Source organism: Achromobacter sp. Marseille-Q0513 (assembly GCF_018195695.1).
In the GTDB taxonomy this organism is placed as follows: domain Bacteria; phylum Pseudomonadota; class Gammaproteobacteria; order Burkholderiales; family Burkholderiaceae_B; genus Achromobacter.
In genome coordinates this window covers 1-618 of sequence record NZ_JAGTJY010000445.1, presented here as the reverse complement: position 1 = coordinate 618, position 618 = coordinate 1, and the positions used below count along the sequence as shown (strand labels likewise).

At 59.2% G+C, this 618-nt stretch carries 1 protein-coding gene; it reads left to right on the top strand.

The genetic code is table 11. The features are described 5' to 3' along the window. Positions 1 to 35 precede the first annotated feature (35 nt). Positions 36 to 618: KorB domain-containing protein (locus KDH83_RS31175; protein WP_283093866.1), on the top strand; the 583-nt coding region annotated here is incomplete at its 3' end.

The following is a 618-nucleotide window of genomic DNA, read 5'->3' as shown; positions in this document are numbered from 1 at the left end:
CTGTGTGCGCTGGTCTCAAACAGATCGCGGCAAACTTGGATCCCGAGTTCAGCAAGCGCGACCAAATGCTCGAGAACATTCAGCATGAGCAGCTGACCGTTCGTGAAATTGCCGACTACATAGGTACGGAGCTGTCGCAGGGACAGACACAAGCTGATCTGGCACGAACACTCGGAAAATCCAAGGCCTGGGTAAGCATGCACGCCGCAATGCTCAATCTACCTGAGCCGGTCGCGGAAGCCGTTGCGAATGGGCAGGTCTCGGACGTTACCCTCGCGAAAGAACTCGTCGTCGCTCATGCTGCCGCGCCTGAAGCCGTGAAGCAGTTCCTGGAGTCTTCGGAAGGCAAGATCAACAGGTCGCAGGTCAAAAAGCTCCGCGAGGTCACCCGAAGGGGCACACCAGAAGTGGGGCAGTCGTCGAAGGCTGCGCCGCAATCCGACACGGTGGTTGGTGGGGACAATGAATCTGACGATGATGAGGTTCAGAGCAGCTCGTCCGCTGGCGGGCCGGGGCGAAAGCAATGCCCAGAGGCGAACGGCACGTGCCTCTACGCCGAAGTTAGGAGGTCCAGCAAGTATGCCGACCAGGCCGGTCGTGGGGAACTCTTCCCTGTAC